The sequence below is a fragment of the Bacillus infantis genome (assembly GCF_008180445.1).
Taxonomy (GTDB): Bacteria; Bacillota; Bacilli; order Bacillales; family Cytobacillaceae; genus Bacillus_AB; species Bacillus_AB infantis_B.
This window is the reverse complement of record NZ_VTER01000032.1, coordinates 1-1,477: the sequence shown is the minus strand read 5'-3', so window position 1 is coordinate 1,477 and position 1,477 is coordinate 1. Positions and strand designations below refer to the sequence as shown.

Genomic DNA, 1,477 nt, shown 5'->3' with positions numbered 1-1,477 from the left:
AGATCCCTGAAAGATGATCAGGTTGATAGGTCTGAGGTGGAAGCGTGGTGACACGTGGAGCTGACAGATACTAATAGATCGAGGACTTAACCACATTTGATTACTCTGTCATTCTTCTTCTGCATTATCTAGTTTTGAGGGAACAAAACCTCAATCAAATAGTCTGGTGGCGATAGCGAGAAGGTCACACCCGTTCCCATACCGAACACGGAAGTTAAGCTTCTCAGCGCCGATGGTAGTTGGGGGCTCTCCCCCTGTGAGAGTAGGACGCTGCCGGGCTTTAAAATATGGAGGATTAGCTCAGCTGGGAGAGCATCTGCCTTACAAGCAGAGGGTCGGCGGTTCGATCCCGTCATCCTCCACCATATTTGCCGGTTTAGCTCAATTGGTAGAGCAACTGACTTGTAATCAGTAGGTTGGGGGTTCAAGTCCTCTAGCCGGCACCAGTTTCAACAAGTTTAGGAAGTAAAAAAAGTTTGAGCCATTAGCTCAGTCGGTAGAGCATCTGACTTTTAATCAGAGGGTCGAAGGTTCGAGTCCTTCATGGCTCACCATTTAATCTCAGGCAATAAAATATGCGGGTGTGGCGGAATTGGCAGACGCACCAGACTTAGGATCTGGCGCCGCAAGGCGTGGGGGTTCGACTCCCTTCACCCGCACCAATTTTATATGCGGAAGTAGTTCAGTGGTAGAACATCACCTTGCCAAGGTGGGGGTCGCGGGTTCGAATCCCGTCTTCCGCTCCAAAGATTGCCGGGGTGGCGGAACTGGCAGACGCACAGGACTTAAAATCCTGCGGTAGGTGACTACCGTACCGGTTCGATTCCGGTCCTCGGCACCACAGAATTCTTTTAAATATGCGCCCGTAGCTCAATTGGATAGAGCGTCTGACTACGGATCAGAAGGTTATGGGTTCGACTCCTTTCGGGCGCGCCATATTACATTAAAATTATTATGTTCGGGGAGTAGCTCAGCTTGGTAGAGCACTTGGTTTGGGACCAAGGGGTCGCAGGTTCGAATCCTGTCTTCCCGACCATTTAAAATTTATATGGGGCCTTAGCTCAGCTGGGAGAGCGCCTGCTTTGCACGCAGGAGGTCAGCGGTTCGATCCCGCTAGGCTCCACCAAAAAAACTATTGACAGGCTGCTTACTTCCTGTTAATATATAAAAGCTGCTTCAAAAAGCGGCAGAGATTGTCCTTTGAAAACTGAACGAACAAAAACGTCAACGTTAATCTTATTTTTATCAGAGCTAAATCTTACTCTTATATGGAGAGTTTGATCCTGGCTCAGGACGAACGCTGGCGGCGTGCCTAATACATGCAAGTCGAGCGGACGGATGGGAGCTTGCTCCCTGAAGTCAGCGGCGGACGGGTGAGTAACACGTGGGCAACCTGCCTGTAAGACTGGGATAACTTCGGGAAACCGGAGCTAATACCGGATAATGCATTTCCCCTCATGGGGATATGCTGAAAGAT

The 1,477-nt window shown here is 49.7% G+C and carries 9 tRNA genes and 3 rRNA genes; all 12 read left to right on the top strand.

Features of this window, described 5'->3' with window-relative positions:
• Window positions 1-94, top strand: a 23S ribosomal RNA gene (locus FZD51_RS25840); the annotation flags it as partial.
• Window positions 95-162: 68 nt separating this feature from the next.
• Window positions 163-279 (top strand): 5S ribosomal RNA (gene rrf / locus FZD51_RS25835).
• A 10-nt stretch (window positions 280-289) separates the two neighbouring features.
• A tRNA-Val gene (locus tag FZD51_RS25830) sits at window positions 290-365 on the top strand.
• Window positions 366-370: 5 nt separating this feature from the next.
• Window positions 371-446 (top strand) — tRNA-Thr (locus tag FZD51_RS25825).
• 32 nt (window positions 447-478) lie between these two features.
• A tRNA-Lys gene (locus tag FZD51_RS25820) sits at window positions 479-554 on the top strand.
• 23 nt (window positions 555-577) lie between these two features.
• A tRNA-Leu gene (locus tag FZD51_RS25815) sits at window positions 578-662 on the top strand.
• 9 nt (window positions 663-671) lie between these two features.
• Window positions 672-746 (top strand) — tRNA-Gly (locus FZD51_RS25810).
• 6 nt (window positions 747-752) lie between these two features.
• A tRNA-Leu gene (locus FZD51_RS25805) sits at window positions 753-841 on the top strand.
• A gap of 18 nt (window positions 842-859) precedes the next feature.
• A tRNA-Arg gene (locus tag FZD51_RS25800) sits at window positions 860-936 on the top strand.
• Between the two features lie 23 nt (window positions 937-959).
• Window positions 960-1,036: transfer RNA gene (locus FZD51_RS25795), tRNA-Pro, on the top strand.
• A gap of 14 nt (window positions 1,037-1,050) precedes the next feature.
• A tRNA-Ala gene (locus FZD51_RS25790) sits at window positions 1,051-1,126 on the top strand.
• A 139-nt stretch (window positions 1,127-1,265) separates the two neighbouring features.
• A 16S ribosomal RNA gene (locus FZD51_RS25785) occupies window positions 1,266-1,477 on the top strand; the annotation flags it as partial.